Source organism: Stutzerimonas stutzeri (genome assembly GCF_051028275.1).
Classification (GTDB): Bacteria; Pseudomonadota; Gammaproteobacteria; order Pseudomonadales; family Pseudomonadaceae; genus Stutzerimonas; species Stutzerimonas stutzeri_AS.
Genome location: NZ_CP069269.1, coordinates 2,147,293 through 2,173,667, shown reverse-complemented (window position 1 = coordinate 2,173,667; position 26,375 = coordinate 2,147,293). Strand labels below are relative to the sequence as shown.

21 protein-coding genes are annotated in these 26,375 nt (G+C 59.0%); 9 read left to right on the top strand and 12 right to left on the bottom strand.

The window, feature by feature from the left end:
* The first annotated feature begins 401 nt into the window (after positions 1–401).
* Positions 402–734, top strand: coding sequence for a nuclear transport factor 2 family protein (locus JQR87_RS10010; RefSeq protein ID WP_407297576.1), 333 nt, complete (start codon positions 402–404; stop codon positions 732–734).
* Positions 728–1,504 (top strand): SDR family oxidoreductase, encoded by a 777-nt coding sequence (locus JQR87_RS10005; RefSeq protein ID WP_407297578.1) that lies wholly within the window; start codon positions 728–730, stop codon positions 1,502–1,504. The genes JQR87_RS10010 and JQR87_RS10005 overlap by 7 nt, the downstream gene beginning before the upstream one ends.
* 259 nt (positions 1,505–1,763) lie before the next feature.
* On the opposite strand, the gene JQR87_RS10000 is transcribed toward JQR87_RS10005, so the two are convergent.
* The 3 genes from JQR87_RS10000 to JQR87_RS09990 are packed head-to-tail and all read right to left on the bottom strand — an operon-like array spanning position 1,764 to position 3,585.
* Complete coding sequence (locus JQR87_RS10000; protein ID WP_407297579.1) at positions 1,764–2,810, bottom strand: threonine aldolase family protein; 1,047 nt, start codon at positions 2,808–2,810, stop codon at positions 1,764–1,766.
* A gap of 26 nt (positions 2,811–2,836) precedes the next feature.
* Positions 2,837–3,211 carry a DUF202 domain-containing protein gene (locus JQR87_RS09995; RefSeq protein ID WP_407297581.1) on the bottom strand — a complete coding sequence of 125 codons (375 nt, stop codon included), beginning with the start codon at positions 3,209–3,211 and terminating at the stop codon, positions 2,837–2,839.
* Between the two features lie 5 nt (positions 3,212–3,216).
* The gene (locus JQR87_RS09990; RefSeq protein WP_407297583.1) at positions 3,217–3,585 is read right to left on the bottom strand and encodes a YidH family protein; all 369 of its coding nucleotides are present in this window, start codon (positions 3,583–3,585) and stop codon (positions 3,217–3,219) included.
* 129 nt (positions 3,586–3,714) lie between these two features.
* Here JQR87_RS09990 and JQR87_RS09985 point away from each other — a divergent pair, with 129 nt between their 5' ends.
* A complete protein-coding gene (locus JQR87_RS09985) occupies positions 3,715–4,206 on the top strand; it encodes a copper chaperone PCu(A)C (RefSeq protein ID WP_407297585.1) in 492 nt (163 codons plus the stop codon).
* Positions 4,207–4,270: 64 nt separating this feature from the next.
* Here the strand turns inward: JQR87_RS09985 and gorA are convergent, their stop codons facing one another.
* On the bottom strand, positions 4,271–5,629 hold the full coding sequence (gorA, locus tag JQR87_RS09980) for a glutathione-disulfide reductase (RefSeq protein WP_407297587.1): 1,359 nt from the start codon (positions 5,627–5,629) through the stop codon (positions 4,271–4,273).
* Positions 5,630–5,700: 71 nt separating this feature from the next.
* Here gorA and JQR87_RS09975 point away from each other — a divergent pair, with 71 nt between their 5' ends.
* Complete coding sequence (locus JQR87_RS09975) at positions 5,701–6,123, top strand: VOC family protein (protein WP_407297589.1); 423 nt, start codon at positions 5,701–5,703, stop codon at positions 6,121–6,123.
* A 47-nt stretch (positions 6,124–6,170) separates the two neighbouring features.
* Here the strand turns inward: JQR87_RS09975 and galU are convergent, their stop codons facing one another.
* Positions 6,171–7,010: a UTP--glucose-1-phosphate uridylyltransferase GalU gene (galU, locus tag JQR87_RS09970; protein ID WP_407297591.1), complete on the bottom strand. Its 840-nt coding sequence runs from the start codon at positions 7,008–7,010 to the stop codon at positions 6,171–6,173.
* A gap of 611 nt (positions 7,011–7,621) precedes the next feature.
* Here galU and JQR87_RS09965 point away from each other — a divergent pair.
* The 5 genes from JQR87_RS09965 to JQR87_RS09945 all read left to right on the top strand — a co-directional run bounded on the left by JQR87_RS09965 (position 7,622) and on the right by JQR87_RS09945 (position 16,491).
* A complete protein-coding gene (locus JQR87_RS09965; protein ID WP_407297593.1) occupies positions 7,622–9,247 on the top strand; it encodes a methyl-accepting chemotaxis protein in 1,626 nt (541 codons plus the stop codon).
* 196 nt (positions 9,248–9,443) lie between these two features.
* Positions 9,444–10,832, top strand: a complete 1,389-nt coding sequence (hemN, locus tag JQR87_RS09960; RefSeq protein ID WP_407297595.1) for an oxygen-independent coproporphyrinogen III oxidase — start codon at positions 9,444–9,446, stop codon at positions 10,830–10,832.
* A gap of 179 nt (positions 10,833–11,011) precedes the next feature.
* Positions 11,012–12,661, top strand: coding sequence for a VRR-NUC domain-containing protein (locus JQR87_RS09955; protein WP_407297597.1), 1,650 nt, complete (start codon positions 11,012–11,014; stop codon positions 12,659–12,661).
* A complete protein-coding gene (locus tag JQR87_RS09950) occupies positions 12,658–14,913 on the top strand; it encodes an ATP-dependent DNA helicase (protein WP_407297599.1) in 2,256 nt (751 codons plus the stop codon). The genes JQR87_RS09955 and JQR87_RS09950 overlap by 4 nt, the downstream gene beginning before the upstream one ends.
* Positions 14,914–15,222: 309 nt before the next feature.
* A complete protein-coding gene (locus tag JQR87_RS09945; RefSeq protein ID WP_407297600.1) occupies positions 15,223–16,491 on the top strand; it encodes an OprD family porin in 1,269 nt (422 codons plus the stop codon).
* Positions 16,492–16,648: 157 nt separating this feature from the next.
* Here the strand turns inward: JQR87_RS09945 and JQR87_RS09940 are convergent, their stop codons facing one another.
* From JQR87_RS09940 to kdgD, 7 genes are all read right to left on the bottom strand, one after another.
* Positions 16,649–17,551 (bottom strand): aldose 1-epimerase, encoded by a 903-nt coding sequence (locus JQR87_RS09940; RefSeq protein ID WP_407297602.1) that lies wholly within the window; start codon positions 17,549–17,551, stop codon positions 16,649–16,651.
* A 188-nt stretch (positions 17,552–17,739) separates the two neighbouring features.
* A complete protein-coding gene (locus JQR87_RS09935) occupies positions 17,740–18,669 on the bottom strand; it encodes a 2-hydroxyacid dehydrogenase (protein ID WP_407297604.1) in 930 nt (309 codons plus the stop codon).
* A gap of 39 nt (positions 18,670–18,708) precedes the next feature.
* The gene (locus JQR87_RS09930) at positions 18,709–20,127 is read right to left on the bottom strand and encodes an FAD-binding oxidoreductase (RefSeq protein WP_407297606.1); all 1,419 of its coding nucleotides are present in this window, start codon (positions 20,125–20,127) and stop codon (positions 18,709–18,711) included.
* Between the two features lie 63 nt (positions 20,128–20,190).
* Positions 20,191–21,744: a galactarate dehydratase gene (gene garD, locus JQR87_RS09925; protein ID WP_407297761.1), complete on the bottom strand. Its 1,554-nt coding sequence runs from the start codon at positions 21,742–21,744 to the stop codon at positions 20,191–20,193.
* Positions 21,745–21,896: 152 nt separating this feature from the next.
* Positions 21,897–23,240 carry a glucarate dehydratase gene (gudD, locus tag JQR87_RS09920; RefSeq protein ID WP_407297608.1) on the bottom strand — a complete coding sequence of 448 codons (1,344 nt, stop codon included), beginning with the start codon at positions 23,238–23,240 and terminating at the stop codon, positions 21,897–21,899.
* Positions 23,241–23,361: 121 nt separating this feature from the next.
* Entirely contained in the window at positions 23,362–24,804 is a 1,443-nt protein-coding gene (locus JQR87_RS09915) for an aldehyde dehydrogenase family protein (protein WP_407297610.1), read from the bottom strand.
* Between the two features lie 94 nt (positions 24,805–24,898).
* Positions 24,899–25,810, bottom strand: coding sequence for a 5-dehydro-4-deoxyglucarate dehydratase (gene kdgD / locus JQR87_RS09910; protein WP_407297611.1), 912 nt, complete (start codon positions 25,808–25,810; stop codon positions 24,899–24,901).
* Positions 25,811–26,375 lie beyond the last annotated feature (565 nt).

The following is a 26,375-nucleotide window of genomic DNA, read 5'->3' as shown; positions in this document are numbered from 1 at the left end:
CGCATGCCTGTGGCTCTGCCTGTGCATCAGCAAGCGCACTAACCTAAGGGCGGCGAAGGGTTAGGGCGTTCACGTGGAGCCAGAACCTCGGGCGCTCCGGGGTGTTGCTAACTGGGCCTGGCCTGTGGTGACTCCAACGCGAGCCTCTGATTAGCGGGTACATCGCGCCTCAAAGCCTGGCGCCGATACCGGTTAACTCCGCAATACCTCCTCACCCGAAACCCTCCAGTACGAACATCAGCGCTCATGCAAAAGCAGTCTTGCTGGGACATAGGCATTTGCACGACGGCAAGCCATTGTCCTGATTGGCGGGATTACCTATGAATGGTTGTCCGTATTGGATTGATTATGATCGTGGCCGCAAGATCATTCTCGTCGTAACCCGTCCAGGAGAACCGCGAATGAGCCTTCAGCTTCCAGACGTCGTCGAGACGTACTTTGATATCAGCAACGGTGGCGACCTGTCGCGGCTTGCGAGCTGCTTCTGTACCGACGCCACGGTGTTTGATGAGAACAAGACCCATGAGGGCCCTGCGGCCATCGAAGCCTGGCAGCGTGAGGTTCGGCAGGCCTTTGCGTTTGAAAGCAAACCTCTGCAGGCGCTGCAGGAGGAGGGAAGGCTGACCGTCCTTACGCGCCTTACCGGCAATTTTCCAGGCAGCCCGGTTAAGCTGAATCATGTGTTCAGGCTGGAGGGTGACCGAATCCGCTCCTTGGAGATCACGCCATGCTGAACCTGGAACTGAGCGGCAAGCGGGTCCTCGTGACCGGGGGCACCAAAGGCATTGGGAAGGCTGTGGTTGACCTGTTCCTGGCCCAGGGCGCAAAGGTGATGACTTCGGCTCGACAGGCCGACCGCGAAATGCCGGATGGCCTTCTGGTCACGGCAGATCTTATGACCCGCGAAGGCTGTGAGGCGTTGGCCGCTGCAGTCAAATCGCGACTGGGCGGCGCGGATATCATCGTTCATGTCCTGGGTGGCTCGTCGGCGCCCGGCGGCGGCTTCGAAGCACTGGATGATGAGCAGTGGCAACGCGAGCTCGACCTGAATCTGTTACCGGCCGTGCGCCTGGATCGCGCCTTGCTCCCGGATATGCTGGGCCGAAAGCAAGGGGTCATCATCCACGTGACGTCCATTCAGAACCGGCTTCCTTTGCCCGACGCTACGACAGCCTACGCGGCGGCCAAGGCTGCGCTCTCGACGTACAGCAAAAGCTTATCGAAAGAGGTTTCGCCCAAAGGCGTCCGGGTTGTACGGGTATCCCCAGGCTGGGTTGAAACCGAAGCGTCTGTCGCGTTGGCCGAGCGGCTCGCGCAACAGGCAGGCACCGACTACCAGGGCGGCAAGCAAATCATCATGGATGCATTAGGAGGCATCCCGCTGGGGCGGCCATCGACGCCGTCAGAAGTTGCCGACCTCATAGGGTTCCTGGCGTCGCCTCGAGCTGCATCCATCACAGGAACCGAGTTTGTGATTGACGGCGGCACGGTGCCGACAGCCTAGTGTTGGTCGGTAGTGCACGGACACCAGCCACAGTGATCAGCGCCAAGACGGACAGCGAGGAGGTATTGAGCAGGACATCAGCTGAACCAGAGTACGCTTACGCTCCTGACGTTTAGATAGTACAGTTCGCATAATCTATATTATGTTAAATAAGATATTGGGTGATGTGGTTGCAGCTGACTTAACCTGTGCTCCCCGCTGAAACCTAGCCCTCGCCGCGCTACCGCCTTTTTTAGCGATACCGCGGCGCTTGCGTCCTTCAGGCGTTCTCGGAAACGACGCTGCGTATGTCATCGGCTAACTGGCGCACCCGCGCTTCGCTGGTGTCCCATGAGCACATGAAACGCGCTCCGCCGACGCCGATAAACGTATAGAACATCCAACCACGGCTTCTCAGTGCCTCGAGCGCCAATGGCGGGATGCTCACGAAGACGCCATTGGCCTGCACCGGGAACATCAGCTCTACGCCAGGCACATCACTGATCAGCTCCGCGAGTAAACGGGCGCAGCTGTTAGCGTGTTCTGCATATCTCATCCACGCGCCGTTTTCCAGCAGGCCTACCCATGGCGCAGACAGAAACCGCATCTTCGACGCCAGCTGCCCAGCCTGCTTGCAGCGATATTCGAAATCTTCGGCAAGTGCGCGATTGAAGAACAGGATGGCCTCCCCGACAGCCATACCGTTTTTGGTTCCACCGAAACAGAGCACGTCAACGCCGGTTTTCCAGCTCAGTTCCGCTGGTGACAGGCCCAGGTGCGCGCACGCGTTGGCGAAGCGCGCTCCGTCCATATGCAAATGCAGCTCGAGCTCCTTGCAGGTCTCGCTGATGGCGCGGAGTTCGTCCGGCTGGTACACGGTACCGATTTCGGTGGCTTGGGTCAGACTGACTACACGTGGCTTGGGGTAATGGATGTCCTTGCGCTTCAGTGCAATCTCGCGGATCGCTTCAGGTGTCAGCTTGCCTTGTTCAGTACGAGCTACGAGCAGTTTGGACCCATTAGAAAAGAACTCCGGAGCGCCGCATTCGTCGGTTTCGATGTGCGCGATATCGCCACAAATAACGCTGTGATAGCTCTGACACAAGGACGACAGTGCCAGTGAATTTGCAGCGGTGCCATTGAAGGCAAAAAAGACCTCGCAGTCTGTTTCGAACAACTGGCGAAAGTGATCGGCTGCGCGTGCCGTCCACTGGTCGTCGCCATAGGCCCTGTCGTGGCCCTGGTTAGCCCTGGCCATGGCCTCCCAGGCTTCGGGGCAAATGCCTGAGTAGTTATCGCTAGCGAATTGCTGATTAGCGGTGGTCATCGATGCCTCTGTCAAAGGAATACTGCCTAACTGGTAATGGGCAGAAAAATAACGGTGTAGAGCCCAAGACCACCGAGCGCGAATACGGTTGTGGCTATCCAGATAACTGACACCACGTCAGCCTGAATCAGCCCGCTTTTCACGCCGCTTGAGCTACGCGTATAGCGGCGCCGTTGAGTGCTCCAGATACCTAGCGCGGTGGCTAAGGATAGCGCTACCAGTACCGCAACGAAGGCACCATGAAACGGTATCCACCGCAGGAACAGCGCGCTGACGGTGATCATGGTCAGTAAGGTGCGCCCCCACGCCAGCGAGGTTCGCTCGGGTTGCAGACCAGGGTCTTCATGCAGCGGTAACGGCGGCGTTTTGGGCTCAAGGCGCCTGCGAAAGGATCTGTGCATCGGCCTCAGCCACGTAGCGCTATAAAGGCTATCAATACGAGTGTAACCAGAGCGCCACCGATGGACAGAACAGGAATCAGCAAAGGGAACGGCAACGGGCTCTTGTGGCGCATCGCTCGTTCAATCGTCAGCCATCGAATACACGCAGTCAAACTGATGAACATCGCCAGCACTAACAACGAGACCGAGAGCAATTTGCGTATTTCCAGCGGAAACACCTGGCTGGCAAAAGCCTCGACCGCAACGCCTCCCGCCAGCAACGCCAGCGACGTTCGGATCCAGGCGAGAAAGGTTCTTTCATTGGCAAGGGTGAAACGCGGATCGGGTTCGTTTCCCCCAGCCAGCAACCTGTGACTCCATCGACTGCGTTCCATGAAATGATGCGTCTCCCATCGAAAGTTTCAGGCTTCATTCAAACAGAAACAACGGATAGTTGCAGTTCCGTTATCCCTGGTAGGCGCTAACTTGATATGGTGCGGCGAACAGCCCTAACGGAGACCTCTATGCTGCTTCGCCTGCTAACCACCGTCGTTCTTGGCGCGGCGTGCCTGTCTGCACAGGCCGCGGATAACGACCACTCACATCGTTCCAAGGCCCCTTCCCTCAGCGTTGCCCAGGTCTGGTCGCGAGCGATGCCGCCGACCGCACCGACGGGCGCGGTCTACTTCACGCTGCAAAATCCAGGCGACCAGACCGATCGACTATTGGCCGTGCATACGCCACGTGCGAAAAAGGCTGAGCTGCACACTCATGTGCATGAAGGCGAGTTGATGCGCATGAAGCAGATCGACTCGATTGAGGTGCCGGCGAACGGCAAGGTGGAATTCAAACCCGGTGGCAACCACGTCATGCTCTTCGAGCTGAGCGAACCGCTTGTGGCTGGCGAGCAGTTTCCGCTCACCTTGAAGTTCGAGCACGCCGGTGAGGTGACGGTCGAGGTGAAAATCGAGGACCAAGCGCCGGAGTCGGGTGGTCACGAACACATGCAGCACTGAGTGATTAGCTCATCAGTGAGGGGGGCCGCTAAACAGCGGCCCCCTCCTCCTACTGACTAGTTCGTCAGATGCCGGTTGGCGTGCGCATGGTGACAAACTCTTCGGCGGCTGTTGGATGAATGCCAACCGTGTCGTCGAATATCCGTTTGGTCGCGCCCGCTTTCAACGCAACGGCCAGCCCCTGGATGATTTCTCCCGCTTCGGGGCCGGCCATGTGGCAACCGAGCACCACGTCGGTCTCGGCGTCGACCACGAGCTTCATCAGGCTCCGCTCGAGGCTGTCGGTCATCGTCTGTTTCATTGGCCGGAAGCGGCTCTCGAACAACACCACCTTGTGTCCCAGCTTGCGGGCTTCCTCTTCGGTCAGCCCCACGGTCGCCATGTTTGGCAGGCTGAATACGGCTGTAGCGATGTTGTGATAGTCAACCGGGCGGTACTCTTCGGGTTTGAACAATTCACGAGCGACGGCCATGCCTTCTGCAAGCGCAACGGGCGTCAGCTGGATGCGGCCAATCACGTCGCCAATGGCGAGAATCGAGGGCACGGAGGTTCGGAACTGCTCATCGACGGCGATGAACCCGCGCTCGTCCAGCGCGACGTCGACGTTCTCCAGGCCAAGCCCGTCGAGCATGGGCCGGCGTCCTGTTGCGTAAAGAATGCAGTCGGCTTCCAGCGTCCGACCATCTTGCAGCGTGGCCAGCAGAGTTCCGTCCGCCTGTTTGTCGATTCTGGCGATGTCGGCATTGAACTGGAGGTCGACGCCCTTCTTGATCATCTCGTCCTTGAGGTGATCACGCAGCGAGCCATCAAAGCCGCGCAGGAACAGCTCGCCGCGGTACAGGAGCGTCGTGTCCGCACCGCAACCGTGGAAGATCGAGGCAAATTCGACGGCGATGTAGCCACCGCCCACGACCAGTACACGACGAGGCAGCGTGTCCAGGTAGAAGGCTTCGTTTGAAGTGATTGCATGCTCGCGGCCCGGAACCTCTGGCATGAATGGCCAGCCGCCCGTGGCGATCAGGATATGTTCGGCGCTGTACTGTTTGCCTTCTACCTCGATGGTATGCGCGTCGACGACATGCGCATGGGCCTGCATCAAGGTTACGCCGCTGTCGATCAGGAGATTCTTGTAGATACCATTAAGGCGTTGAATCTCGCGATCCTTGTTGGCAATCAGCGATTTCCAGTCGAACTTCGCGTCGGTTATGGTCCAGCCGTAGCCGCTCGCTTCGTGGATATCATCAGCATAGTGCGCGCCGTAGACCAGCAATTTTTTCGGCACACATCCTACGTTTACACAGGTACCGCCCAGATAACGGCTTTCGGCTACCGCCACGCGGGCGCCAAACCCTGCGGCAAAACGGGCGGCACGGACGCCACCGGAACCCGCGCCGATGACGAATAGATCGAAGTCGTAAGCCATGAACTGTTGTCTCCCTTGTAGAACGCACAGCATAACCCAGGCGTTTGACCTGATCACCGAAGGAGTGCCGTATGCGCCCTACCCTAACCCATCTTGCCCTGCATGTTCCTGACCTGGACGCGTGCATTGCCTTCTATGAAAGGTTTTGCGGCATGCACGTATTCCACGAGCGACCCGGCAAGGGGGCTCGCATCGTATGGATGGCAGAACCGGGTAAGGAGCGCGAGTTCATCTTCGTGATCATGCCGGGTGGTAAGGATCGCGCCCTGGCCAGTAACGACTACAGCCACTTTGGTTTTGCGCTGGCCAGCCGGGATGAGGTCGATGCGATAGCGGATGCTGCACGTCAGGCGAATTGTCTGATATGGGAACCGCGTGACGAGCCTTATCCTGTCGGCTACTACTGCGGCGTGCGCGACCCGGCCGGCAATTATGTCGAGTTCAGCTACGGTCAGCCGTTGGGTCCGGGTGCAGAAGACTTGCCGCTCCCCTGAAAGAAACAAGGCCACCCGGAGGTGGCCTTGTCGATGGATCACTTCGCTTAGAACGCTTTACCGGTCAGGTAGAAGTTCTCATAGCAGAAGTTGGTCGCCGCGATGTAGCCCTCGGCGCTACCGCAGTCGAAACGCTGACCCTTGAACTTATATGCCAGGACGCAACCGTCTTGCGCCTGACGCATCAGTGCGTCAGTGATCTGAATCTCACCACCCTTTCCAGGCTCGGTCTGTTCGATCAGGTTGAAGATGTCCGGCGTCAGGATATAGCGGCCGATGATGGCGAGGTTGGACGGCGCATCTTCCGGCTTTGGCTTCTCGACCATGTGGCTGACACGGAAGATGTCGTCGCGGATCATTTCGCCGGCAATCACACCGTACTTACTGGTTTCTTCCGGCGGTACTTCCTGAATCGCGACGATCGAGCAGCGGAACTGGTTGTAAAGCTTGACCATCTGCGCCAGGACCGGGTCGCCATCGACGTTGATGCAGAGGTCGTCTGCCAGCACCACAGCAAATGGTTCGTCACCGATCAGCGGGCGGCCGCTGAGAATCGCGTGGCCCAGGCCTTTCATTTCAACCTGGCGGGTATAGGAGAAGCTGCACTCGTCGATCAGCTTGCGGATGCCGACCAGGTACTTCTCTTTGTCCGTATTGCGGATCTGATGCTCCAGCTCGTAGCTGATATCGAAGTGATCTTCCAAAGAGCGCTTGCCGCGACCGGTAACGATGGAGATCTGGTTCAGGCCTGCGGACAGTGCCTCTTCAACCCCATATTGAATCAGGGGTTTGTTGACTACCGGCAACATTTCCTTGGGCATGGCCTTGGTCGCAGGGAGAAAGCGCGTGCCATATCCGGCCGCAGGAAAAAGGCATTTCTTGATCATGTGAGTCCTTGAAGAGGAAGGTTCCAGTTGATGCACTGCGCCTGGATCGGTCAGCAGTCATACCCTGCATGTCCCGCCGACAGCGGTTGACTAGAGGCTACGACCGCCGAAACGGTACGGGGTTCGACGGCTGTTAGGGCTAATTTGCCATGTTGGGCGACCCGACCAGCGGCCGTTGACATAGCTAATCGCCATAGCGTGGCTCGGCCTGAAACAATTGCCAATAGCCTGACGCAAAAAGAATCCAAGCGGCCCCAGGCAAGCACGAGCGAGCTGCGCGAAAGCCGGGGCGCTCCGATGCGCTGAGGTACGAAAAGGTCGCAATCCCGTTTTGCCCCGCCGTGTTAGCTGATCCAGATCAAGAAAAAGCGAGATTGCTTTCCATTCATCGCAGGTCGTGACGTCCGATTGCGGAACTGCGACTAGGATGTCGCAGGCTCGACTTCTAGCACTATGCCTGTATGCGCTGAGGTTCCCGCTTCGAGAGCGAAGGGCGTGTCGCGATAGGAGCTGGCCCGGCCACAGCGCTGAGCCTGATGGCTGCGCCACGGTTCGCAGCGCTTGTGTGTCTGGTTTGTTTTAGCGTGGTTAAGGTCCCTTCAAGGAACAGGATGAACAGCACCTCTCTCACTCGGCATCTATCCGTTCAGTCAAAGATCAATCTGGCATTGCTGGTGGTGTTCGCCCTGGTCCTGGTTGCCTCCCTCCTCTACTCGGGGAGCGCAGAGAAGCAGCTGATTCTTCATGTGGTCGAGCAGCAGACCAAGGACACCGCCGATTCCTATTTCGACAGCATCAATACGATGATGCTGACCGGCACCATGGCTCAGCGAGAAGTACTGCGTAGCAAGATTCTGGCGCGCCCAGGGGTGATCGATGCGCGCATCGTGCGCGGCGATGCCGTGACCAAGGTGTTCGGCCCCGGCTTCGCCCATCAGGCTCCGGCTGACAAGCTGGACGAACGTGCCCTTGCCGGCGAAGCCACCGTAGAAGTGAGCAATGGCCAGAACGGTCGGGTCCTCACCGTGCTCAATCCGATCCGTGCCCAGCAGGACTACCGTGGTACCAACTGTCTGACCTGTCATCAGGTCCCGCAGGATGCCGTGATGGGTGCGGTCCGTATCAGTTACGACTTGTCTGCACTGGACGGCGAAGTGCATCGCAACATCCTGACGTCGGCCATCATTCAGACGATGCTGTTGCTGGTTGGCTTGGTCCTCATGGGGTACATCATTCGCCGAGTGATCATCAGCCGCATCAACGACATGCGTCATACGATGGAGGCCATGACGGCCGATGAGGACCTCAGCCGGACAGTAGCCATTCACGCTCAAGACGAAGTCGGCGCAATGGGCAGCGCCTTCAACCGGATGATCTTCAAGTTCCGTAACAGTCTGGAAGCCGTAGCTGCTGTAACCCAGCAACTGGGTGACGTATCGAGTCGGGTATCGAGTGTTGCTGAGAAAACCCAAACGGCGGTACGGGAACAGCGCATCGAAACAGACATGGTTGCGTCGGCCATGAACGAGATGAGTGCAACCGTTCAGGAGGTAGCCCGACATGCGAACGAGACCGCTTCGGCCTCAAGCGGTGCCGATGAGGAAGCGCGTATAGGCGTTACGCTGGCCACCGAAGCGCTCGATGGTATCGAGGTGCTGATTCGCGATATCGAAAATGCCGCGCGGGTCATCAAGCAGGTAGAGACGGAGAGCGTCAGCATCGGTACGGTTCTGAACGTCATCAACGGTATCGCCGAGCAGACCAACCTCCTTGCGTTGAATGCCGCTATCGAGGCAGCGCGGGCCGGGGAACAGGGGCGTGGCTTCGCTGTGGTCGTCGATGAAGTACGCACGCTCGCTTCGCGCACTCAGAAATCCACCGAAGAGATTCAGCACACCATCGAACAGCTGCAGAGCGGCGTGCGCAACGCTGTTCAAGCCATGCAAGGTGCTCAGGCCCGCGCCCACTCAGGGTCGGATTGCGTGGCCAAGACCGCGCAGAGTCTCACCGTGATCGCTGGTGAAGTGAATACCATCAATGGGATGAACACCCAGATCGCTACAGCTGCCGAGGAACAGAGTGCGGTCGCTGAGGAAATCAACCGCAACATCACGACCATCAGCACCATTGCCGACACCACGCTGGCAGATGCTTCTCAGACTGCGCTTATCAGTGAGGACCTGGTGCAGCTGGCGGCTGAGCTGAATCGTCTGGTTGGGCAGTTCCGGCTGATATAGGTGGCCTTCCGAGGACACAGCTCGTAAGCCTTGCCCACTATTTGAAGAGCTGACCGGATGGCGACCTTTTACTTATGCCTGACCCGGTTCTTGATCTGGGACAGGCCCAAGCCAGGCGCGGTAACGCGATAATTCGCGCCTGGCTGTCGAGGATACCCGTCAGCCAAACACCCCTTCATTCAAGGTGAATCCGTACATGGACCAAACGCCGAGCTTTAACCGCGCCCTGGTCGAGAAATATGACCGTCCGGGTCCTCGTTATACCTCCTACCCCACCGCTCCCCAGTTTCATCAGGCCTTCGCTACTGATGACTACTGCAGCGCCGCGAAGGAAACCAACGAGGCCCCGACGCCCAAGCCGTTGTCGGTGTACATCCATATACCGTTCTGCAAAAGCCTCTGCTACTACTGCGCATGCAACAAGATCATCACCCATAAGACTGATCGCGCCGCTGAATACCTGGACTACCTCAAACGCGAGATCAAGATGCAGGCCGAGCTTTTTGATCGCTCGCGCAAGCTGACTCAGCTCCATCTCGGGGGGGGAACACCGACCTATTTCACCAGCGACCAGCTGGCTGAGCTGATGGCTGCGCTGCATGACGCGTTCAACATGGACGACAGCGATAATCACGAATTTTCGCTTGAGGTCGATCCGCGTACCGTCACTCCGGCGCAGATCCACGAGCTGCGCGGGCTTGGCTTCAATCGCTTGAGCTTTGGCGTCCAGGATTTTGATGAGCAAGTGCAAATCGCGGTCAACCGCATCCAGACCGAAGAACAGACCCGAGCGTTGGTCCAGGCAGCCCGTGACGCCCGATTCAAGTCGATCAGCGTCGACCTGATCTATGGCCTGCCGCTACAAACCGTCGAGAGCTTCAGCGTCACATTGGACAAGATCATCGACATCCGTCCGGATCGCATCGCGGCCTACAGTTATGCACATCTGCCGGAACTGGTCCGGGCCCAGAAGCTGATCCGCCCTGAAGACATGCCACCACCCGAGCGCAAGCTGGAGCTGCTGGAGCTGACCATCAGGCGCCTGACCGATGCGGGATACGTCTATATCGGCATGGATCACTTTTCTCTACCGAACGATGAGCTGACCCGCGCTCGCGCCAACGGTACGCTACAGCGCAATTTCCAGGGCTACTCGACTCACGCCGATTGCGACCTGATTGGGCTGGGTATCTCGTCCATCGGTAAGGTCGGTAACAGTTACAGCCAGAACGTGAAGGAGCTGTCGCAATACTACGCACGGCTCAACGAAGGCATGCTGCCGGTACACCGCGGCTACAAACTGAGCGAGGATGACCGCCTGAGGCGCGATGTGATCATCTCGCTGATGTGTCACGGTCGCATCGACTTTTCAGAGATCCAGCAGCGCTACGGCATAGACTTCCGCGCGTACTTTGCCGACTCGCTGGCCAAGCTGGACGAACACATCGCCGACGGGCTGGTTGATGTCGCTGAGGACGCCGTGGTCCTGCTCCCCCAGGGGCATCTGATGATGCGCAACGTCGCCATGGCATTCGATGCCTATCTGGGCGGCGAGCAGCGCGGTCGTTTCTCCCGCACGGTCTGATAATCAGCACGCTCAAGCCTCCCAACTGTGAGAGGGATGAGCGCTGCGCACTCCCGTCTCGCTACACGCCGTTCTGATCCGCACCATTGATCGTCCAGCCGTTGCCAAACGCCTCGACAACTGTATAAATACCCAGCCCTATGGGCCGCAGCGCCCAGTTAGACCGAACCGGACGTTCGATGCGCCAGTCCCTGGAAAACCCCTTCTATTACCTCGACAATTTTCGGCAGGTGCTCGCCTGGATCGGTGAGCGGCACGGCGATCTGCTGGACGATTATGAGCGTGGGTTTGTCGATCAGTTTCAGCTGATCCCGCAGGCCTCTCAGGCGCTTTTGGTACGCATGGTGATGCGTAAGGGCATGCTGTTTCGTGCCAGCAAGCTGCGCTACGCCGAGATCGGCTGCCCCATCGAGGCAGCGGCTGCGTTGATCGAGCGCGGCTGGATCGAAGCCAATCCGATACTGGATATTGTTCAGTTGTTCGGGTTGCTGAAAAAGGACGAACTGCTCGGGGTCTTTGGCCATGTTGCCAGCCAAGTTGCCAGCCAACGCAAGGCCGATTTTCTCCGGGCCATGCAGGCCGAGCACATCGAGCCCAAGCGATTTGCAAGTTGGTGTGATGGGCTCGATGATGCGGCGTTTGGGCTGGTTATCAGCGATCTGTGTGATCGGCTGCGTCTGATGTTCTTCGGCAATATCCATCAGGACTGGTCAGAGTTCGTGCTGGCCGATCTCGGCATCTTTCGCTACGAGCAGGTCGCATTCTCCCCTGCTTCCAGAGCCTTTCACGAACGTGCCGATGTCGATGCCTATCTGCATCTGCACCGCTGCCGTGAACGCTTCGAAGCGGGCGAGCTGATCGAAACGATCCTGCCCGACGTTCCCACGGTTCCTTATACAAACGAATGGCTGGAAAATCGCCGGGGCAAACTGCTGCTGAGCCTTGGCAGGCAATGCGAGCGTGAGGGCGACTGGTCGCTGGCGCTAAAGCTGCACGCCGCTAACGCTTACCCCGGTGCCCGGGAGCGGGCGATACGGGTGCTGGAACGGCACGATCAGCCCGAAGCAGCACTGCATCTGGCCGCCGAGGCTGAGGCCGCCCCTGAGAGCGAGCATGAAGCCCAGCAGTTACAGCGCATCCTTCCACGTTTGCGGCGAACCCTCGGTGAAGCAGCAACGCGGAAGAAGGCTATTGCCGATCCGGAGCGAATCGACCTGATCCTTCCTCGGCCGGACGCAATGAGCGTCGAGCATGCGGTGAGGGAACACTTGAGCCGTAGCGATGCGCCTGTTTACTACGTTGAAAATGCGCTGATCAACTCGCTGCTCGGTTTGCTCTGTTGGGACGCGATTTTTGCACCCCTCCCCGGCGCGTTCTTTCATCCATTTCATGCGGGGCCGGCAGACCTTGCGCGTCCCGACTTTCATAGCCGCCGCGCTGAGCTGTTCAGTCAATGCCTGAACAAGCTCGGGACGGAGGAATACCGCGACTGCATACGGAGCGTCTACCAGCGAAAATTCGGCTTGCAGTCTCAGTTCGTCAGCTGGGGTCTGTTCGACGAAAGCCTGCTGGATCTGGCGCTCAACTGCATTCCAGCCGAACATTTGCGGGCATTCTTCCAACGCATCCTGCTGGACGTACCCAACCATCGCAGCGGCCTGCCGGACCTCGTTCAATTCGTTCCCCATGAACAGCGCTATCGGCTGATCGAAGTGAAAGGGCCAGGCGACCGTCTGCAGGACAATCAGAAGCGCTGGATCGACTTTGCGCTGCGCAATAGTGTGCCAATCGCGGTGTGTTACGTGCAGTGGGACGAGGCCTCGCCTTGAGCTACCGGGTTGCCGTTCGCGCAATGTGTGAGTTCACCGCTAAACAGGGCGATCTTGATCTGCGCTTTACCCCCTCGCCGACCGCGCTGGAAGGGATCGCCGGCCATACCACTGTCACGGCCCGTCGCGGAGAAGGCTATGAACGTGAAGTCAGCCTAGAGGGAAGCTACCACTCGCTCAGCGTGCGCGGCCGTGCAGATGGCTACGACCCGGCAAAGAACCAACTGGAAGAGATCAAGACCTACCGGGGCGACCTGACACGTCAGCCAGCCAACCATCGTCATCTCCACTGGGCACAGGCCAAGGTCTACGGTTGGTTGCTTTGCGAAACGCGTCAGCTGCAGTCGCTGAACGTAGCGCTGGTGTATTTCGATGTGGTCAGTCAAAAGGAAACGCTGCTGGTAGAGCCGTTCCTGGCTGAGGAGCTTAGGTCTTTTTACGAAGTTCAATGCCAGCGATTCATCGCCTGGGCAGAGCAAGAGTTGGCCCATAGGGCCGAGCGTGACCAGGCGCTTAGGACTATGACGTTCCCCTTCGGTGAGTTTCGCAACGGCCAACGGCAGCTCGCCGAAGCGGTATACAAAGCCGCTTGCACCGGTACCCATCTCATGGCGCAGGCGCCGACCGGTATCGGAAAAACCCTCGCGACGTTGTTCCCGCAGTTGAAGGCATTTCCTGGCCAGCAGATAGACAAGTTGTTCTTTCTCACAGCGAAAACCTCTGGCCGGCGACTCGCGCTGGATGCGTTGGAAGCGCTGAGCCGGGAATCGGCGCCCTTGCGGGTACTGGAACTGATCGCCCGTGACAAAGCATGCGAGCATCCGGACAAAGCCTGCCACGGCGAATCCTGCCCGCTCGCGCGCGGGTTCTATGACCGAGTGACGGCAGCTCGCGCAGAGGCGATTTCAAAACATTTTCTCGACCAGACGAATGTACGAGAGGTCGCACAGGCACATCAGGTATGCCCCTATTACCTGAGTCAGGAGCTGGCGCGCTGGGCCGATGTAGTGGTAGGTGACTACAACTATTACTTCGACCTGAATGCGCTGCTTTTCAGCCTGACACTAGTCAACCAATGGCGCGTTGGGGTCCTGGTGGACGAGGCGCATAACCTCCTTGAACGCAGCAGGAGCATGTACAGCGCTGAGCTGGATATCGGGAAATTCAGAGGGTTACGGAAGACTTCTCCGTCGTTAATCAAGAAACCGATTGAGCGCGTACTGCGTTGCTGGAACGACCTACAGCGAACGCAGACCGAGGACTATCAGGTTATTCCGGACCTTCCTTACAAGCTCACCAATGCGCTGCAACAAGCCGTCAGCGCCATCACTGACTACATCGGCGAAAACCCCGCAGGGCTCGATCCAGCGTTACAGGCAGCCTACTTCGATGCCATGCACTTCTGCCGGCTGGGGGAGCTGTTCGGCGAGCACTCGCTGTTCGACTGCACACTCCTCCCGGTACGAGAAGGCGGCGGCCGCGCTTCGGTTCTGTGCATACGCAACGTATTGCCGGCGCCCTTTCTCGCGCCGCGTATTCTTGAGGCGCGCTCCTGTGTCCTGTTTTCGGCTACGCTGGCCCCGCAGCGCTTCTATGCGAACACGTTGGGTGTGCCGCACAAGCATGTCTGGATCGATGTGGAGTCTCCCTTCAGGGCCGAGCAGCTCGAAGTTCACTTTGCACGGCACATCTCTACTCGTTATCGCGACCGTTACGCCTCGCTACAGGCCATTGTCGATCTGCTGGCAGCGCAATACCGAAAGCGTCCCGGCAACTACCTGGCGTTCTTCAGCAGCTTCGACTATCTACAGCAGGTCACCGCCCTGCTTCGCGCTCAGCATCCCGGTTTGCCTTGTTGGGAGCAGACGCGAAGCATGCACGAGACCGCGCGCAATGCATTTCTGGAGCGCTTTACCGAGACCAGCAGCGGCATTGGTTTCGCTGTGCTTGGCGGCGCGTTCTCCGAGGGGATCGATCTGCCTGGTGATCGCTTGATCGGTGCGTTCATCGCTACGCTAGGCCTACCTCAGATCAATCCGGTCAACGAGCAACTGAAAGCGCGCATGCATCGCCTGTTTGGCGCCGGTTATGACTACACCTACCTCTACCCAGGCTTGCAGAAGGTCGTGCAGGCGGCCGGTCGCGTGATCCGCACCACGGAAGATGCCGGTGTGGTGCATCTGATCGATGACCGTTTCGGTCAACCACAGATCAAACGACTCCTTCCTACGTGGTGGGACCTGTCTAGCTAATCAAGATATGACCGAACAAGTCATCTGATCTCCAAAAGTGACCGGCGCCTTGGCTAGTTCCTACAGCGCCTCGTTCCATTAGAGCCAGGTGCTCGATTTATCAGGACACTATACCAAGGTCTAACACCCTAACAATTCTTTACAAATGAATTGACAAGGCCTCATCGGCAGCCATAATCCGATAGTCGTCAGACAACAGATAACAGATCTTTCTTACGACAGCGCCATACTTCGGCCGCGCTACACCCCGCTTCGCTTTAGGCTATGTCCGTGCGTGGCGGATTACTCAAAAAAGGGAGCACAACAACAATGACCCCACGCAACCCCCTGTCTGCCGCGGTATTCGCGGGCACTCTTTCGCTGGCGCTTGGCATTCCTGTCGTCGCTCACGCCGCGGATGGTTTTGTCGAAGGCAGCAAAGTCGCCCTGAACGCGCGCAATTTCTATATCAACCGCAACTTCGTCGATCCGGCCTATAACGGCGGCCAGAACAAGGCCGAGGAATGGACCCAGAGCTTCATTCTCAACGCCCAGTCCGGCTACACCCCAGGCCCGATCGGCTTTGGTGTCGATGTGCTGGCCGGTCTGGCAGTCAAGCTCGACGGCGGCGGCGGTACCTACGGAACCGGTCTGTTGCCAACCAACGGCACTGGTGCTGATCGCCACCCTGCGGATGACTTCGGTCGGATCGCCGTTGCCGCCAAGGCAAAGGTATCGGAAACCGAGCTGCGTATTGGTGAGTGGCAGGTTGTAGTGCCGGTGCTGCGCGCTGATGACGGTCGCTCGCTGCCGCAGACATTCCAAGGCGGCATGATCTCGTCGAGAGAGTTCGACAACCTGTCGTTGTTTGGTGGCCAGATGCGCCAGAACAGTACGCGTGATGACGCCAGCATGGAGGACATGGTCTTCGGTGGTGCCAGCTCGGATCGCTTCAACTTTGCTGGCGGTGAATACACCTTCAATGAATCGACCAAGGTCGGCCTGTGGCATGCCCGCCTGGAAGATATCTACCAGCAAAGCTACGTTCAATTGCTGCACGTACAGCCGTTGACCGAAGACCTGGCGCTTACCGCAAACCTTGGCTACTTCACCGGTAAGGATGAAGGCAGCGCACTGGCCGGCGATCTGGACAACAAGACCTACTCAGGTCTGTTCGGCCTGCAAGCCGGTGCCAACACCTTTTATGTCGGTCTGCAGAAAGTCAGCGGCGATCAGTGGATGCGTGTCAACGGAACCAGCGGTGCGTCGCTGGCCAACGACAGCTTCAACTCTGCCTATGATGCGGCAGAGGAGCGTTCCTGGCAGATTCGCCATGACTACAACTTCGCAGGCGTCGGTATTCCAGGTCTGGTCCTGATGAACCGTTACATCAGCGGTGACAACATCCGCACCGCAAGCGGCGATGACGGCGAGGAATGGGGCCGCGAGTCGGAACTGGCCTATACCGTACAGAGCGGTGCACTGAAGAACCTGAACATCAAGTGGCGTAACTCCAGCATGCGTCGTGACAGCTCGTTCAGCCGTAACGAGTTCGACGAGAATCGCCTGATCATCAATTATCCGATCTCGATCCTCTAAGCGGTCACCACCACGCTGGACGCAACACTCCTCGCTCCTGTTGCGGAAACTTTCGCCCGTCCTTGTGACGGGCTTTTTTTTGCGTACCACGAGCCATCGAGGAGCCCCTGAGCAATTGGGCCCACGGTATGGAAGAGTGAGTCCCGTGCCGGGCGGATCAGGTGCGCACTATCTTGAATGAGCAATCGACCTGCATGGTCTCACCAGGGGCCAGCGTATGAACGCCGTGCGCGGCCGGATCATCCATGCAAAGCGCGTTGTTGGCATGTGAAACAGGCTCGACTGCAAAGAAACCCATCTCTGCTGCCGGCGTGAACACGACCAGGTGATCGAGTGTCTCGCTGGGATGCATCGTCAGCTCAACGCCTTCGTTCGGCCACCGGATGGTTATGGGCTCGGTGCGCCCTGCAAAGCAATTATCCAGGTCAGGTTGCTGCAGCGGTCTTTCAGTCGAGAAATCCCATTCTGCGGGGATTGATGTCTGTTTGGCGGGCAGGTCATGAGCGTCGTTGTGCCAGACGCCTTGCGCTTCGAACCGCAGCCGACACGCCTCACGCCGCAGGAAATATGGATGCCAGCCGAGCCCGGCCGGCATCGATCGGCTGTCGTTATTGCGCAGCGTCAGTTGCAATGCGACACCATCATCGTCCAGCGTGATGCTGTGTTCCACCTCGAACGCGAACGGCCAATCCAACACGCTATCCCCTTCCGGCTGATGCGCGAACCTCAGGCATAGGCGGGCGGGGTTCCGCTCGGTAATGGACCACGCACGCTTCCACGCAACGCCGTGAATCGGCAAGGGGTGTTCTGCGGAAAGTCTGCGCAACGGGTAATGCTGGCCGTCATGCTCGAATGCAGCCTCGCCGACTCGATTGGAAAAAGGGGCCAGGACAAAACAGCTGGTACGCCGCACGCTGTCGGAACCATCCCAAGGGCGCAGCAGATCTATGCCGTCGACGGTCAGTTGGGTCATCGCACCGCCCAACGCTGGGCACACCGATAATCGAAGCGAGCCGTGCTGGAGTTCGACCTCCGTCAGATCTGGGTTTAGGTCAGGCATGCAAGTCCTCCTGAGGAAGCCGTATCGGTCGCGGTCTTTAATCGATATGGCGCCTTGCACCTGCGGGCTTGTGGCTCGCGGTACCAGGCGCCAAAAGGTGACGCTCTTTAATAGTCTGACCGAGGCTCATGACCAGGGCCTTCGGCGACCGAAGCCGCCCGTTGTCTGAAGCGCACGGGTGTGTCCGCTCAGACAGCCGTCAGCACCTCACCACGTTCGAGAAACACACGCAGATTAGCGAACAGCAGTTCTTCCATTGCCAGCCGGGTTTCCTCGGTGGCGCTACCGATGTGCGGCAGCAGGACGACATTTGGCATATCGATAAGAGCCTTCGGGACCTTGGGCTCATGGGCGTACACATCGAGACCAGCGCCCCCCAGACGCCCTTCAGACAGTGCTTCAACCAAAGCCGGCTCGTCCACGACCGAGCCGCGGGCAACGTTGATCAGGATACCCTTTGCCCCAAGCGCATCGAGCACCTCTCGATTGATCAGGTTGCGCGTGCTGTCGCCGCCAGGACAGGTCAGAACCAGAAAATCGCTCCACTGGGCCAACTCGACGAGATTGGCTTCATAACCGTAGGCGCTGCCCTCAACGGGTCGGCGGTTGTGGTAGCGCACCTGCATGTCGAAGCCCGTCGACCGCTTGGCGACCGTTTCACCGATACGGCCGAGGCCAACGATGCCCAGCCGCTTGCCACTGACTTGCATCGCCAACGGCAAGCCGCCGGAGGGCCACTCGCCCGCCCGCACGAAACGGTCAGCACGCGACATCTGCCTCGCAGTGTCGATGATCAACCCGAACGCCAGATCCGCCACACAGTCATTGAGCACGTCGGGCGTGTTGCTTACCTGAATGTTCCGTGCGTGCGCTGCTGCCACGTCAATGGCGTCATAGCCGACACCAAAACTGATGATCGCGCGCAGGTTGGGCAATCGTTCGATCAGCCCTGCCGTGCAGCCGAAACGACCGGATGTCACCACGACATCGATGCGCTGGGCGTGCTGATCGATTAACGCGTCAGCGCTCTCTTCCCAGAAACGCAGCACCTCATGTTCCGCTGTCAGGCTGCGGTTAAAACGTTCAGTCAGAGGGCCGATCTGGAGTATGCAGGTCACGGATTTACCTCCAATGGTGAAAAGCGGTAAGCGGATTGATCACAGGACCTTGCCGGGGTTCATCAGGCCTTTGGGATCAAGCGTTGCCTTGATCGCACGCATCAGGTCGAGTTCCAGAGGGTCCTTATAGAGCCTGGCAGCGGCGCGCTTGGCCTGTCCTATGCCGTGCTCCGCGCTGATACTGCCCTGCAAGTGTGCAGTCGCCTCGTAGATGACATGCATGATCGCCTCTTGCTGCGCTTTGAACGCCGCATCGTCAGACCCGACTGGCTTGCTGATGTTGTAATGCAGGTTTCCATCGCCAACATGACCGTAGGCGACGATACGCACGCCAGGAAATTGCTCGAGCAGGCGCTGATCCGTCGACTGGATGAACACCGGAATGCAGCTCACCGGCACGCTGATATCGTGCTTGAGACTTGGACCTTCATGGTTCTGCGCTTCGGAAATACCTTCGCGTATCGCCCACAACGCTGCTACCTGCGCTTCGCTGTTAGCCAATACTGCATCGGTCACCAGGCCGCTCTCCAGGGCTTCGCCTATCGCGACTTCGAGCAGCGCATTGAGCGGCGCGTCGGGTTGGGTGTCGCTAAGCTCGATCAGCACGTACCAGCGGTGAGCTTCGGCAAAGGGGTCGGTGCAGCCGGCGACGTGACGCAGTACGAATTCGACGCTTTGCCGGGACATCAATTCGAACCCTGTAAGCCGGTCGCCGCACAGGCCACGCACCAGGCCTATCAGCTGGACCGCCGCAGCCGCGCTGGGCAGTGCCACCCAAGCGGTCGTCATGCTGCGCACCGCTGGATAGAGCTTTAGCACGGCCGCAGTGATAATTCCGAGTGTGCCCTCCGAGCCGATGAATAGGTGCTTCAGATCGTAGCCGGTATTGTCCTTACGGAGCCCGCGCAAACCATTCCAGATCTGTCCGTCCGGCAATACGACTTCCAGGCCCAGCGTTAGGTCGCGCATGTTGCCGTAGCGCAGCACGGCGGTGCCGCCTGCGTTTGTGGCGAGGTTTCCGCCGACGGTGCAGCTGCCTTCGGCGCCCAAGGACAATGGAAACAGCCGTCCCGCTTCGGCAGCGGCCTCTTGGACCTGCTGCAGAATTACACCCGCTTCGACCGTAATGGTCTCGTTCGCCGCATCGATGTCGCGAATTTGACTCATGCGCGTCATGGACATCACGACCTGCGTACCGCTCGCGTCAGGAATCGATCCGCCACACAAGCCGGTATTGCCACCCTGCGGAACCACTGCCACCTCGTATCTGTTGCACAGCCGTATCACCGCAGCGACCTGTTCAGTGCTGGCGGGCCGTACGACAAGCGCTGCTTTGCCCTGGTAGGCGTGGCGCCAGTCGCTCAGGTAGCTTTGCATCCGATCGGCATCGCAGACCATGCCGGCGGCGCCAACAACGCTCTCGATCTCGCGGATAAAGTCGTCCGGCAGCGTAGTCATGTCGTTATTCCTGAGCGGATTACGGAAACGGCGCACCGCTTGGATGCGCTGACGTTGCTGGATTCAGGTAATCGGAGCCGGATTGAACAGCGTAATGTCGTTGTGGATACGGTGCTGCTCGGCCCACGTTTTCTTGCGACCGCTAGCAACGTCCAGGTAGTAGTGGAATAGCTCCCAGCCCAGTTCCTCGATGCTGGAACGGCCGGTGGCGATACGGCCGGCATCCACATCGATCAGATCAGGCCAGCGCTCGGCCAGTTCGGTACGGGTCGAAACCTTTACCACCGGCGCCATCGCCAGTCCGTAGGGAGTCCCCCGCCCGGTGGTGAACACGTGCAGGTTCATACCGGCCGCCAACTGCAAGGTGCCGCAGACGAAATCGCTCGCCGGGGTCGCGCAATAGATCAGGCCTTTGCTGGTGAAGCGCTCGCCCGGGCCAAGGACGCCATTGATTGCGCTGCTGCCTGATTTGACGATGGAGCCAAGTGACTTCTCGACAATGTTGGACAACCCGCCCTTCTTGTTACCAGGCGTGGTGTTGGCGCTGCGATCGGCTGCACCGCGTTCCAGATATTGATCGTACCAGTCCATTTCACGGACAAGCGCTTCGGCGATCTCCGGGGTCTCAGCGCGAGACGTGAGCATGTAGATCGCATCGCGCACTTCGGTGACTTCGGAGAACATGACCGTGGCGCCTGCGCGGATCAGCAAATCCGATGCATAACCCAGCGCCGGATTTGCAGTGATGCCCGAGAAAGCATCGCTGCCGCCGCATTGCATCCCGAGTACCAGCTCCGAGGCAGGCACCGTCTCGCGCTGACGGCGGTTGAGCTTTTGCAGGCGAGCCTCGGCAAGCGCCATGATCTGTTCGATCATTTCGCCGAAGCCGGTATTGGATTCCTGCAAGCGGTACAGCCAGGGTTCGCTGAGATCGACCGATGCGTCGCCCTCGTGCATGACCTGCTCGGCCTGCAGCTTTTCGCAGCCCAGGCTGATGACCAGCGCTTCGCCACCGAGGTTGGGGTTGCGAGCCAGATTGCGGACCGTGCGGATCGGGATGTAGGCGTCCTTGGCGTTGATCGCCACGCCGCAGCCGTAGCTGTGCGTCAGCGCTACCACATCGTCTACGTTCGGGTACTTGGGCAGGAGCTCCCTACGGATGCGCGTCACTGCATGATCCAGTACGCCGGTCACGCATTGAACGGTCGTGGTAATACCGAGCACGTTGCGCGTACCGACCGTGCCGTCGGCGTTGCGGTAGCCTTCAAACGTAAAGCCTTCGAGCGGTTCGAGCCGCTGCGGTACGGCGTCGGCCATTGGCAGGCTGTCGAGGGGTGGCGCAGAGGGCATGCGCAGCTGCGTTTCCTTGACCCAGGAGCCCCGCGCAATGGGCTCGAGCGCGTACCCGATAATTTGACCGTAACGGCGCACAGGCTGGTCGACGGAGATATCCACCAGCGCAACCTTGTGGCTTTGCGGCACCGGCTCGACGGTGACCAGCCCGTCTTCAAACCGGGCACCGATCGGCACGCCACCATCGTTGACCACCACAGCCACGTTGTCTGCATCGTTGAGGCGGATGTAACGCGGCGAATCTTGATGCTGAATCAGTTCCACGGTTTCGTTCATATAGCTCTCCGGTCAGGCCGGTTTGTTGTTGTTGGGTGATAATCCGGTCTGATGTATCTGGTTTTGAAGATTCGCGGTCGAGACCGCTCTCACGGTATGCGGCGCATCGTAGGGGCGGTCTCGACCGGAAGCTGCGTACGTCAACGCACCATGCACGGTTTCTTGTTGTTGAACGTCCACTCCGGAATCAGATACTGCATGGCGATGGCATCGTCGCGCGCGCCCAGGCCTTTAGCCAGGTACAGCTCGTGGGCTTTCTGCAGCGCATCTTCGTCCAGCTCGATGCCCAGGCCCGCTTTGGCCGGAACAGCTACCTTGCCCCCAACGATTTGCAGCGGCTCGCGTGTCAGGAACTGGCCGTCCTGCCAGATCCAATGGGTATCGATCGCGGTGATTTTGCCCGGCGCGGCGGCGGCCACGTGGGTGAACATCGCCAGAGAGATATCGAAGTGGTTGTTGGAATGTGAGCCCCAGGTCAGGCCCCAGTCGTTGCACATCTGCGCAACGCGCACCGAGCCACTCATGGTCCAGAAATGCGGATCGGCCAGAGGGATGTCGACTGACTGCAGTTGAACGGTATGACCCATCTGCCGCCAATCGGTCGCGATCATGTTGGTTGCGGTCGGCAACCCGGTGGCGCGGCGGAACTCGGCCATCACCTCTCGGCCGGAGTAGCCATTCTCAGCTCCGCAGGGGTCTTCGGCATAGGCCAGCACGCCGTGCAAGTCCTTGCATAGATCAATGGCCTCGGCCAGCGACCAGGCGCCATTGGGGTCCAGGGTGATGCGGGCATCAGGGAAGCGTTCAGCCAGCGCGCGGATCGCCTTGACCTCTTCGCGCCCCGGCAGCACACCGCCCTTGAGTTTGAAATCCTTGAAGCCGTAACGCTCGTAGGCCGCTTCGGCTTGGCGAACAATCGTTTCGGGAGTCAGTGCTTCTTCGTTGCGCACGCGGAACCAATTATCACGGGCGTCGGACTCGTCACGGTAGCCGAGGTCGGTCTTGTTGCGATCGGCGATGAAGAACAGATAGCCGAGCATCTCGACTTCGTCGCGCTGCTGTCCGTCACCGAGCAGCGCGGCAACCGGCACGTTCAGGTGCTGCCCGAGCAGATCGAGCAGTGCCGACTCGATTGCAGTGATCGCGTGAATAGCGATACGCAGGTCGAAGGTTTGCAACCCGCGGCCTGCGACGTCACGGTCGGCGAATGCCTTGCGCGCCTGGTTGAGCAAGCCGTTGAAATTGCCTACAGATTGGCCGAGCAGAATGGCGCGAGCGTCGTCCAGCGTCTTGCGGATCGCCTCGCCACCGGGGACTTCGCCGACACCTGTGTTGCCGGCGCTGTCCTTCAGAATGAGGATGTTGCGGGTGAAGTACGGACCATGAGCGCCACTCAAATTGAGCAGCATGCTGTCTTGTCCTGCTACCGGCACCACACGAAGCTCAGTGATGACCGGAGCACCTTTATTCACAGAATCGTTCATATGCGTCTCTCTTTTGTTCTTATGGTCCGCGTTGCGGTGCAGCAATCTGTTTACCGCTGGCGCGAACCGCCGAGCCGCTGAGCGACTCGGACAGTTGCGCGCCGTGAAGCGGCTCGGCTGATCAGCCGATGTAGGTGGTCTTCACCGTGGTGTAGAACTCCTGGGCGTAACGGCCCTGCTCGCGTGGGCCATAAGATGAGCTTTTGCGACCACCGAAGGGCACGTGATAGTCCACGCCCGCGGTTGGCAGGTTGACCATCACCATTCCAGCTTGCGAATGACGCTTGAAGTGATTGGCGTACTTCAACGAAGTGGTGCAGATGCCCGCAGACAGGCCGAACTCGGTGTCGTTGGCCATCGCCAGCGCTTCGTCATAGTCCTTGACCTTCACCACGTTGGCGACCGGCCCAAAGATCTCTTCACGGCTGATACGCATGTCAGGCGTGCCGTCGACGAACAGGGTTGGCGCCAGGTAGTAGCCCTCGGTACCGCAGCTCACGCGTTCACCACCGCAGGCCAGGCGTGCACCCTCTTGCTTGCCGATTTCGATGTATTTCAGGTCCTGGTCCAGCTGGGCCTGGGAAACCACTGGGCCGACATCAACGCCCTGCTCCAGTGCCGATCCGACCTTGATCTTCTTGATGCGCTCGATCATGGCCTCGACAAATCGGTCGTAGATACCTTCGGTCACGATGATTCGGCTGGAAGCCGTGCAGCGCTGGCCGGTGGAATAAAACGCGCTTTGAGCCGAGAGTTCTACAGCCGTTGTGAGATCGGCATCATCCAGAATGATTTGCGGGTTCTTGCCGCCCATTTCCAGCTGAACCTTGGCCTGACGACCGACGCAGGTTGCAGCAATGCCGCGACCGACACCCACAGAACCGGTGAAGCTGACACCGTCGACGCGCTTGTCGTTGACGATGGCTTCGCCCACTTCACGACCCTTGCCCATCACCAGGTTGAACACGCCGGCCGGAAAGCCGGAGCGGGAGATGATTTCAGCAATGGCCCAGGCGCAACCGGGAACCAGATCGGCGGGCTTGATCACCACGCAGTTGCCGTAGGCAAGGGCCGGGGCAATCTTCCACGCAGGAATGGCAATCGGGAAGTTCCAGGGGGTGATCAGACCGATTACGCCCAAAGGTTCACGTGTGACTTCCACGCTGACACCCGGACGAACCGACTGCAGTGTTTCTCCAGCCTGACGCAGGCATTCACCAGCGAAGTACTTGAAAATGTTACCGGCGCGCGTGACTTCCCCGATGGCTTCAGGAAGGGTCTTGCCTTCTTCACGAGCCAGCAGATTGCCCAGCTCTTCGCGGCGGGCGAGGATTTCCAGCCCGACTTTTTCCAAGGCATCGGCACGCGCCTGGATACCGGATGTGGACCACGCCGGAAAGGCCTCGCGTGCGGCGGCAACGGCCGCTTCGACCTGCGATGCGTCTGCCTGGGCGTATTCGCCGATGACATCCGACAGATCAGATGGATTGATGTTGGCCTGGTAATGCTTGCCGGCTACCCATTGGCCATCGATGTAGTTGTCATAACGCTTTGCGTCTGCCACGTAACGCTCTCCTTTGTAAGATCCGCCGCAATGCTTGTATCAATAAGGGCATCGTTAGCGGCGGTTGGGGCGAGTGATAGGTTTGACGTGCGGGTTACTGGGCGCCCTGCTTCTCGATGAGCGCCGCAAGAGCCTGGTACTCATCCGGGCGCAGATCGGTCAGGGGTGCACGGACGGGGCCCGCGTCGTAACCGGCGATCTTTGCGCCAGCCTTGACGATGCTGACCGCGTACCCTTTGCAACGGTTGCGGATCTCGAGGTACGGCAGAAAGAAGTCATCGATCAGCTTGCCGACGGTTTCATGGTCGTCACGAGCAATGGCGCCATAGAAATCCATGGCCAGCTTTGGTACGAAGTTGAAAACGGCGGATGAATAAACCGGTACGCCAAGCGCTTTGTAGGCAGCGGCGTAGACCTCTGCCGTCGGCAGACCTCCCAAGTAAGTGAGGCGGTCACCCAGACGACGGCGGATGGAAACCATGAGTTCAATGTCGCCGAGGCCGTCTTTGTAACCGATGAGGTTCGGGCAGCGCTCGGCCAGTTGCTCCAGCAGCGGCGCGGTCAGCCGGCATACATTGCGGTTATAGACCACGACGCCGATATTGACTGACTTGCACACTTGTTCAACGTGCTGTGCGACGCCTTCCTGGCTCGCTTCGGTGAGGTAGTGCGGTAGCAGCAACAGGCCCTTGGCACCGAGGCGTTCGGCTTCCTGGGCGTAGGCAATGGCCTGGCGCGTCGGACCGCCCACGCCTGCGAGAATCGGCACCTGACCGGCACAGGTATCGACCGCAGTCTTGATGATGTCTGGATATTCCTGCGGGGTCAGCGAGAAAAACTCGCCCGTTCCGCCCGCGGCGAACAGCGCTGTTGCGCCATAAGGTGCCAGCCATTCCAGTCGCTTGATGTAGCCGGCACGGCTGAAGTCGCCCTGCTGGTCAAAATCAGTGACTGGGAAGGACAGCAAACCAGAAGAGAGGATGGCCTTCAGTTCTTGTGGGTTCATTGTTCGAGCATCCTGTGAAACTTAGAGGAGATGAAGTAGGGCCTCAGCCTTGGAGATACGTTATCGTACAACTTTTAGCGACGCTACCTCTTTGTTGAACATTCTTGTCTGAACGCTTCCGCAGGCCCCCGTCAGAGCGTCTCGCCTCCATCCGTAATCAAGTTAAGGGTTGGTCCTGAGGGTATGAGCGGAGTGCGCGAACAAAATGATGACCGGCCGGTCATATGGGTCCGATTTTCATTGTTTCACCGATTTGACAACCGAGAAATCCACTGTTAAAAATCCCATCAAGTCATACGACAACATATGACATCTAAAACAACCAGAGCCGAAAAGCCATGAGTCTATCCGCGACTTCGCCTTTCACAGGGCCCCTGCCCTGCCTCTCTCAGCCCTGCCGTTTGGATTCAGCCGCGGCGATGGCTTTGCTCCGCTGCGTCATCACGTCTGGCCATGACAGCGGCAAGCGGCAGTACGGAAACCAAACCAGCCCTTCATTGAACGTCCCGACTGACAGGCGTGACCGACAGCACAAGATTCTGGCGAACCCCTTACGCCCGTAGCG

Bases quoted from the DNA above. Each gene is read 5' to 3' on its own strand.
- JQR87_RS09985 (WP_407297585.1), top strand. From the start codon at position 3,715: ATGCTGCTTCGCCTGCTAACCACCGTCGTTCTTGGCGCGGCGTGCCTG.
- JQR87_RS09945 (WP_407297600.1), top strand. From the start codon at position 15,223: ATGACCCCACGCAACCCCCTGTCTGCCGCGGTATTCGCGGGCACTCTT.
- JQR87_RS09940 (WP_407297602.1), bottom strand. From the start codon at position 17,551: ATGCCTGACCTAAACCCAGATCTGACGGAGGTCGAACTCCAGCACGGC.
- JQR87_RS09990 (WP_407297583.1), bottom strand. From the start codon at position 3,585: ATGGAACGCAGTCGATGGAGTCACAGGTTGCTGGCTGGGGGAAACGAA.
- JQR87_RS09965 (WP_407297593.1), top strand. From the start codon at position 7,622: ATGAACAGCACCTCTCTCACTCGGCATCTATCCGTTCAGTCAAAGATC.
- kdgD (WP_407297611.1), bottom strand. From the start codon at position 25,810: ATGAACCCACAAGAACTGAAGGCCATCCTCTCTTCTGGTTTGCTGTCC.
- JQR87_RS09930 (WP_407297606.1), bottom strand. From the start codon at position 20,127: ATGACTACGCTGCCGGACGACTTTATCCGCGAGATCGAGAGCGTTGTT.
- gudD (WP_407297608.1), bottom strand. From the start codon at position 23,240: ATGAACGATTCTGTGAATAAAGGTGCTCCGGTCATCACTGAGCTTCGT.
- JQR87_RS10010 (WP_407297576.1), top strand. From the start codon at position 402: ATGAGCCTTCAGCTTCCAGACGTCGTCGAGACGTACTTTGATATCAGC.
- JQR87_RS10000 (WP_407297579.1), bottom strand. From the start codon at position 2,810: ATGACCACCGCTAATCAGCAATTCGCTAGCGATAACTACTCAGGCATT.
- gorA (WP_407297587.1), bottom strand. From the start codon at position 5,629: ATGGCTTACGACTTCGATCTATTCGTCATCGGCGCGGGTTCCGGTGGC.
- JQR87_RS10005 (WP_407297578.1), top strand. From the start codon at position 728: ATGCTGAACCTGGAACTGAGCGGCAAGCGGGTCCTCGTGACCGGGGGC.
- JQR87_RS09995 (WP_407297581.1), bottom strand. From the start codon at position 3,211: ATGCACAGATCCTTTCGCAGGCGCCTTGAGCCCAAAACGCCGCCGTTA.
- hemN (WP_407297595.1), top strand. From the start codon at position 9,444: ATGGACCAAACGCCGAGCTTTAACCGCGCCCTGGTCGAGAAATATGAC.
- JQR87_RS09975 (WP_407297589.1), top strand. From the start codon at position 5,701: ATGCGCCCTACCCTAACCCATCTTGCCCTGCATGTTCCTGACCTGGAC.
- galU (WP_407297591.1), bottom strand. From the start codon at position 7,010: ATGATCAAGAAATGCCTTTTTCCTGCGGCCGGATATGGCACGCGCTTT.
- JQR87_RS09955 (WP_407297597.1), top strand. From the start codon at position 11,012: ATGCGCCAGTCCCTGGAAAACCCCTTCTATTACCTCGACAATTTTCGG.